This window comes from Aeromicrobium sp. P2_G6 (genome assembly GCF_056403535.1).
Map to the genome: position 1 here is coordinate 412284 of NZ_JBFUFH010000005.1, position 8090 is coordinate 420373.

Below are 8090 nucleotides of genomic sequence, written 5' to 3' on the forward strand. Positions count from 1 at the left end.
CATGCAAAGTCCCCACTGAACCGCGCTGGTGGTGCATTTGAGGCGACGTCTGTTCGAACAGCGCGAGCGCTGTTAGGAAGCGGCTACTTGGTAGTTCCGCCGGCGAGGACGACTCCGAGCGTGCGCAGCGGGCCGGTAGCACCGGTGTAGGGGTCGGTGACGGTGGTGCGCGGATCGGCCTTGCGAAGGATCTCTAATGCCGTTTCCAGCGCGCCCGCGTCGAGGTGGCCCGCTACCTCGAGCGTGCGGGCTATTAGGAAGACACGCCTCGCCGCGTTAACCTGCTCGTTCCCTGGGCTGACGGCCAGTTGCCCGAACAATGGCGACTGGATGGCTACGTCGCGTCCGTCAAGAGCTTCGGTGAGCGCGTGGGCAGCCAGTGGGTCGTTGGTGACGCGGTGAATCAGGGGTTCGGTGAACTTCCACAGCGGCTCGTGCGCGACCTCCAGGCGACGCAGGTCGAAGACTCGCTCGACATACGCAGGCAGGTGACCGGCCGGAGTCACATTGAAGGTTAGAACGATGGCTTCAATCCAGCTGGTCGGCGCGTCCGGGTGGCGGTCTTCCTCCGGCTGGTCGAACCAATCGACGAGATGTTGGAGGCGGTCCTTGGCCTCGGTGCTGTCTGGAAAGAGCAGGTCGTGGACTGCGTTGACGACTTCACTTTTCGATCGTGGGCTGCCAGCCGGTGGCGGCTTGGGATCCATCACCTCGCGCAAGCTGGTACCGAGGTCGACGTCTGGTATGTCCCAAGGGGAGGTGAGCTTCCTGAATGCCCAGTGTTCGTAGATGCCTTGGCGATCACCGCTGGTGGTGGTCGCGACCGACGCCGCGATGACTCGGTGGAGGTTTTCACTGGTCGCGCCGCCGGTCTGAATGAGATGGTCGATGCCCGCGGGGGTCGACTCGATGAGCTGCAGGGTTGCGCTCTCGCCAGTCTCGGTCACTTCGGTCGCGACGCGCTCGCTGAGGAGGTTGGCGATTCCAGGACTGGTCGGGGATACCAAGAGGGCGCCCAGTGCTGCCCCCTTCTCCTCGACGCCATCCTTCGGACGGATCCCGGACAGCTGGGTCAAGGGGTTGTCGCTCAGGTGGGGCAGAAGCTTGTCCCAGTTCTCTGCGACAAGAGCCGCGAGGAGAGCGTCAGGGTTGCCGTAGATGTCGGTCAGGCGCACTCCGGGGCGTTTAGGTTCGTTGATGGTCTCGAGTACACCGTCGAGGAGATCCGGTGCGTCGAGCAGCAGCATGCAGGTCCAAGCGATTTGCCGGTCCTCGTCGTGGTGTGGTCCGTACGCTCGCAGATCCTCGCGAATTCCCTCACGCCAGTGGGTCAATTCCGGCGAAGGCGCATGGTCCGGTCGCTGGTGCCGTCGGATGGCCTCGGTGATGCCTACGGCTGTGACTCGCCGGACGCCGTCATCGGGGTCGTTCTTCCAGGCTGCGGTGACGTCAATGAGCTGTGCAGGGTCGACGGGGGCTTTTGCAAGTTCGAAGACGAGGACCTCGCGCAGTGACGCGGGGAGTGGGGTGAGGAGGTCTAGGGCGAGGTCGAGGACTTCGTCCGACCGCGGGCTCGGCTTGGTTGCGTGGGCTCTGATGGCGACTGGATGGATTGAATCCCTGAGGCCGTGGGTGATGTGGTGGTCACTTTTGAGCTCAGCGATGGTGTAGTCGATGGTTTGGGCCGGCCACGTGTTGATGATGTCAGCGATGTGCCATCCGAGACCGCGACGGGTGGGCACAGCCATGCACGTCGCGGCAACTGCGTCTTCGTCGTATGCGTCGAGGACGGCCTGGGCGTCGGCGGCGCCGAACGGTGATTCTTCGCCGGCGACGGCTTGTTTGAGTTGGTACCAGTTGTGGGCGACGGCGAGTGCGAGAACGACGCGCGATTCGCTGGCGCTGGTCGTCTCCTTGGCGTTTTGCCCCTTGAGAAGTTCGTAGTTTCGCGCGAAGCCGGCTGCCGGGCCGAGGTGCTGCATGGCTATGCCTGCAAGCTTGGCTGCCGCCTCGTCGTCAGCGAACCGCTTGTCGAGCGCAGCCATGACAACGGGGTCGGTTCCGAATCGGTCAACGAGTGTGTGTGCGGCTGCAGCAGGTCGGGATTGGTCGATGGCAGCAAGAAGGGCAGTACGTGCCTGCCCGTCATCAAGGAAGCGCGTCAAGCTGATGTTGCCATTCCACGACATCTCGGCAAACTCGCCGATGCGGTTGTTTATGGCGTCGCGGAGTGCCGGAAGGTCAGCCCATTCAAGCGGCATCTTCGACAGGTCGTAGAGGATGAGTGGAAAGCGCTCCGAAGCGTCGGCCAGCTCCTCGATGACAAAGTCCTGGATAATTTGTTGGTCGGCGAGAGGTCCGCAAGCGAGCTGCCAGCACATCGAACGGTTGCCGTCGCGCATCGGGTTCTGGCGCAGGGTGACAACCACGAATTGTGCGAGCTCGTCCTTGTACTGCTGGGACGACTCAACTACGGCGCGCACCACTAGCAATGAGTTCAGTCCGGTCCAGTCGTGGTCGTCGATGTGCTGCTCTTCATGTAGGTGTTCGAGAACGAAAGCGAGTTCCTCACCGGTAAAGAGCTTGCTGAGTGGGGTCTCCGGGTCGGCTTTGGCGATTGCATAAAGCGCGGCCGTACGGAGGTTGGTCTTCGGGCTTTGGCGCGCCCACGCGATGTTTTCCAGAGTCGCTGGCTCCTTTGGCCATCCTTCGAGCAAGGCTACGAGCGCGGCGCACTGTGTCGCGGTGTCAGGCCCCTCGTTTACGACCTGATGCAGTGCTAGGTCAACTGGTGCAAGGGCCGTCGGAGCGGGTTCGCTTGAGTTCCCGTACCTTGCCGCGATGATGTCGACCGCACTAGACCGCACTCCTCCGTCTTCGTGGCGGAGAGTTTGGAAAGCGATGCGTTGGATTTGCGCGTCGTAGCTGCTGGGCAGCTCCCGGAGCGCGTAGATGGCGGCGCCGGGGTCGGGCCGGGTGGCATTGAGCCATCGGGTGAACGTCGGTTTCAAGTGGCGCCAGTACCCGGGTGTTGGGGAGGCTTGGACCAAGGACGTGACCAGGTCGGCACGGTAGATCAGCGACGGAGAGCTTTCTACCTGTGCGACGACGGCGGTGACGAACTCCTGAATCTTCCTCGGCGCCAGGCTTACGTCGGCTGCGAGCGCCGCTGCTAGGAATCGCCACGTGGCCTGGCGGTTGAGCACATCGTGTGGCCACCGAGCAGGTGGATGGCGGTCAAGTTCCATGATGAGGTCGTCGAGCGCGTTCGCGACAGTGTGCTTGTTCGGTTGGGCGTTCAGTGCGGCGAGAAGAACATCCGTCCAAGACGCATCTCGGTGATGGTCGGTGAATGTAGTGCCCTGCGTTTCCAGGCTTAGTTCGGCAAGATGTCGGCCGGCGAGGTGGTCGCCGATGACGCGGTGGACGAATCCGACCTGCTTGGCGCCTTGGGGGACGAGAATGCCGTACTCGTCTTCTGCCATCTTTAATGCCTCGGCTGCGACGGACCGCGCCTCGGCAGGAGGATAGCCGAGAATCTCTGGGTCGCGGAGGACGACCTCGAAAGCATTCTGCATAGCCTTGTACGGCGTCGGTTGGGGAGTGTTGTCAACCTTAAGGCGAAAAGCGACACCTTGGAGGAGGGTCTGGAAGTCATCCACCGTGAGTGCCTGGGACGTGGCTTTTGACGCTCGGGCCCGCATCTTGGGATGTGTATCGCTGAGCATCTTGACGACGAGGTCGTAAAGGTCGAATCGTCTCGGGGGCAGTGGCTCGCCGCGCCATGTTCGCGCGAGCAGTGCGAGGAGCAGCGGCGTGCGGCTGAACGCTTGGAGCTCCGAAACGGCGTCGATCTGGGCGAGGAACGGTTCAACCGCGGCGGCGGACCAGGTAGCTATGTGATGCGCGCTCTGAGCCGGACCGCTGGGATGGGTCGCTTCGGGTTCAGGATTGGTCGGGACGAGATACAAGGCTGCTACTGCGCGCCGCTGGGCCTGGTCTAGGGGCGCTAGATCCGCCCGACGCCAGATCAGATTGAGGGGGAGCCGGGACAAGGCGTACGGGCGAGAGGTCATGATGACCGCCGCGTTCGTGGCACCGAGGAACGTCTCGATCTTCCCCAGTGCGACATTCGCTGTTGCCTCGGTCGTCCACTCGTCGATCCCGTCAATGAGCAAAAGCAACCGGTCATCCTCGAGCGCTTGGTCGACTAAAGGGGACAAGTCTGGGCGGGCTTGGTTGGCGAGCCAGGCGTGGACCGCCGAGGACAGCGAGTTCGAGCTGCTCTCATCGAGGTGACGGCATAGGAACCCGAACGGTAGCCAGAGGGGGAGCCGGTCACCGTGAGCTCGTTGCAGGGCAATCGAAACTGGGTCAGGGGCGAGGAGGTCGGATGCGACGAACTGCAGAAGGCTTGACTTGCCTGCGCCGGGCACGCCGAGGAGAACGTTTCGTTCGCCGTCCCCAAGCCAGATGTCCACAGGTGCTATGTCAGCCAACGCGCCGACGTCGCGCCTGTCGTCGAGGAGGCCGCTAACTTCCCGCAGTGACGGGCGGGGCCGGCGCAGCCTGGAGGACGTCGTGAGGGACTCTGACTGAAGGCCGCTGCCGTCGTCCGTCGATGAATCGTGCAGGACGGAGGAGTCTTCCGCTCGCGAGCTTCGTACCTCCTCCAATCGGTCGTTCGGACTGTCCGAACGCTGCCGCACATCGAGCATGACGAACGGCTCTTCCGGTGCGGACGGTCGAAGCGACGCGAAAGCGTTGAACGCGGCGCGGTATAGGGCTCTAAGTTCGCCTTTGAGTTGCCTTGTTTCTGTCGGGTCGAGTCTGGTGCGCGGCAGATTAGACGCGGCGTCGGCGCCGCAGAACGGTTTCACCCAGTGTGGGCCGAAGAATCTGTCGACGAGTCGGGGTCGTGAACGCAAAAGCTCGTTGATGCGTTCACCGTCCCAGGGGATGAACTCCACGCCATGCTCCTGGAGGCGCTCTGTTGCGTCGCGCACTGCTTGGTCGAGGTCTCGTTCGCGGAAGTCGAACGTCGTCGCGTAGATGAACTGCTTGCTCAGAGCGGGCCAATGGCCCTCGAGGAACTTGGCGACCGCGTTCTTGATGTCGGCGGGCCCCACCGTCTTCACGCGTTTTGACTGCAGTGTGACGTAGGAACGCGTGCCTGCAGGCTGGTGTTCATCGACAGCCGGGTCAGGGGTCCGTAGTCGTCCGTAGACGTCGATGCCTTCTTGTTCCTGGCCGACGACGCCGTACGACTTTGCGTAGGTAACTTCGATCTCGGATTCGAGCAGGCAAAGGAACAGGCGCTCGGTGTCGCGGAAAGACAAATCGCCCAGCGGCAGCGTTTCGAGTTCGGTGACCGTCGGGAGGGCTTTCACATCGTGCTCCGGCTCGGTCCATAGCCACGACTCGACCGAGCCCGTGGGCACGCCCGAGCGCGGCACTTCTTCGGTCACAGTGGTCCTCACCTCCGAGACTGAGGCTAGCGGCCGACTCCGACGTAGAGCGCGCATGGATGTGCTCAGCTCTGAACAATCTTGCCGAGGCCGTGGGGCTCCTCCTCCCCGCAGAGAGAAGGCGGTTCGTGGCTTCGCTTGAGTAGTCCCCTGTCGCGAGATCAACCTCGGCACACGGGTGGCCCACTCTGGGCGGGCGAAATGTTTACGCCTGAGACGTCGGTCGGCGATCTATCGGCGCCGGTCAAAGGGCGTGTATATGGCGTCCATGAGTCCGTTGCGTATGGCGTTGTAGGTCGACTCCCATTTGGGATCTGACTGCAAGGTTCGCTCGCGACCGAGTCTCGCCAGTTCGTAGACCACGCGTCGGCATCCAGCTGGTGAGGCCAACGTTCGGTCGACGCAGGTTCCGATGGGGTGTTCGCGAGTCTCCACGCGGTCGACCACTTCGACCGCAATGACACCTCGAGAAGCGGCGCGGCGTTCCTCGTACGCGGCTCTTCGGCAGGTCTGCGAGCACCAGGTGGGTGGTCGTCCGGTCGCCTTGCGCTGTACTTCTTCGCCGCATCGCGGGCATGTTCCCTCCGCGACTTTAGGGCCACTCACCTGGCGCGATTCGCGCTCATTGTCTGTATTCATGACCGCTAAGGCCTTTCGTACGGACGCAAGGGGACACCGAGAATGGGCCTCTATGTAAAGAGGCGTGCTCGAACTATCGTGCTGGGTGGTGGATGCGGCTTGATCGCTTCAGCGAAGAACAGGGTTGAGGCTGGGAGCCCTGTCACGCAGCTTGCCTCTGGGCAGTCAGTCGGGCCTCGTTTGCGTCGGCCGCATCCACCGCCAGCTCGACGGCCTGCTCGAGGTCACCGCGCATGGTTCTGAAGACCTGGTCGGACAGTCGTCGTTTGAGGCATCGGACGGCTTCACGGCTGGTCTTGCCAGCGGCTCGTTTGCGGTCGTAGTAGGCGCGGCCTTCGGTGTCGGCTCGGATCTGGGTGATCGCGATCGTGTAGAGGGCGCGGTTGAGTTGTCGGTTGCCGCCGCGGTTGAGCCGGTGCCGGACGGTCCGTCCTGACGACGCCGGCAGGGGAGCGGTGCCGTTCGCTGAGGCGAAGGTGTCGCGGTTGGGGTAGCGGCGGACGTCGACAACCTCGGCCAGGAAGCGCGCAGCGACCAGTGGCCCGACGCCGTAGATGGTGGTCAGCGTCGAACCTGAGGCGTCGACCATGGTCGCGATCTGCTTGGTCAGCTCGGCGATCTCCAGGTCGATCTGCTGGACGCGTTGCAGACGCCGGCGGCACAGATCGGCGCGCACTGAGGTGTCATCGCCGAGCAGCTTCAGCGCAGCGGTGGTCTGCCACTTGAGCGCCAGGGCCGGGATTGTGGCCTGATATCCCGGGTGGAGACCGGCGAGCTCGGCATGGATGCGGTTGCTGGCGGCGGTGCGTTCGGTGACGAGCTGCTCGCGGTAGTCCAGCAGGCCGCGAAGATCCGAGGCCGGTCCGATGGCCAACCGAACCGGCGGGAGGCTGTGGTCGCGTGCGGTGATCCGGGCGATCGCGACGGCGTCGACGGGGTCGGTCTTTCCCTTGCCCGGTTGGGCGCCGCGTTCGCGCGACGTCATGAGAGTGGGGACCTCAACCACCGACAGTTGGGTGCTGTTGATCGAAAGGTGGATCGCGATCGCGCGGCCGTAGCTGCCGGAGCCTTCAATGCCGATCCGGACCACGGAGTGCTCGTCGAGAAGTCGATTGAGCCGACCGAATCCGGTCGCCGTGTTGGGCACTTCCTCGACCACTTTGGGGCGTCCGGCCTCGTCGATGATCGCCAGCGCGAGGGTGTCTTTGTGGGTGTCGATTCCTGCGAACAAGTCGTTCCTCCTGCGTCGTGATTGACCGCTGGGGACGGCAGAGCGCAAGCATTTCTCGGGACGTTCCCACGCCTCTATTGAGCGTCACGCCGACCACTGACCGTCGCCGGGAGGCAGCCATTCTGAGAGCCACACCGACCCGGTGGGCAGCAAAAGGTTGGGCCTTCCCGACGACGTCGCGGGCCCGCACAGATACGTACGGACGAAACGACCCTCCCAGAAATGCAAGAGGTGTGTCGGCGTGCGACTTCGTCGCTGCGTTGGGGGATGAGAATCGGGAGTGGTCGCTCGGCGACGTCGGCACACATTGGTGCGGGTGAGCCCGCTGAGGTGTATGACGCGGGGTCTTCGGGTGCCTTTGGATTGTTGCTTCGAGCACGTGGGTCTGTATCCCGGCGGAAGACTCTCCGAGCGGCTCCGGTCCGCCCACCTTGGGTGGGCCTCGGGTCGAGTGGTGAGGGAGCTGATGGTGATGGAAGTGCTCTATGACCGGGTCGCTGGCCTGGACGTGGGGAAGGCGTCGGTGACGGTGTGTGTCCGGACCCCGGGCGCGAGACGTGGCCGGCATTCGGAGACGCGGACGTTCAAGACGACGTCGGGGTCGCTGAGGGTGATGCGGGACTGGCTGGTCGAGGCCGGGGTGTCGATCGCGGCGATCGAGTCGACTTCGACGTATTGGAAGCCGCCGTTCTACTGCCTGGAGGAGGTGATGGAGATCTGGTTGCTGAACGCGGCTCACATGAAGGCGGTGC

3 protein-coding genes are annotated in these 8090 nt (G+C 63.6%); 1 reads left to right on the forward strand and 2 read right to left on the reverse strand.

Translation table 11 applies throughout. The features are described from left to right. Positions 1–83: 83 nt before the first annotated feature. Both AC1DVU_RS17750 and AC1DVU_RS17755 read right to left on the reverse strand, forming a co-directional pair. Positions 84–5468, reverse strand: a complete 5385-nt coding sequence (locus AC1DVU_RS17750; RefSeq protein WP_476923786.1) for an NACHT domain-containing protein — start codon at positions 5466–5468, stop codon at positions 84–86. A gap of 781 nt (positions 5469–6249) precedes the next feature. Next, positions 6250–7338, reverse strand: a complete 1089-nt coding sequence (locus tag AC1DVU_RS17755) for an IS110 family RNA-guided transposase (protein ID WP_476923787.1) — start codon at positions 7336–7338, stop codon at positions 6250–6252. Between the two features lie 454 nt (positions 7339–7792). Between AC1DVU_RS17755 and AC1DVU_RS17760 the strand changes: the two genes are divergently transcribed. Beyond that, the coding region (locus AC1DVU_RS17760) for an IS110 family transposase (RefSeq protein WP_476923788.1) at positions 7793–8090 on the forward strand (298 nt) is incomplete at its 3' end.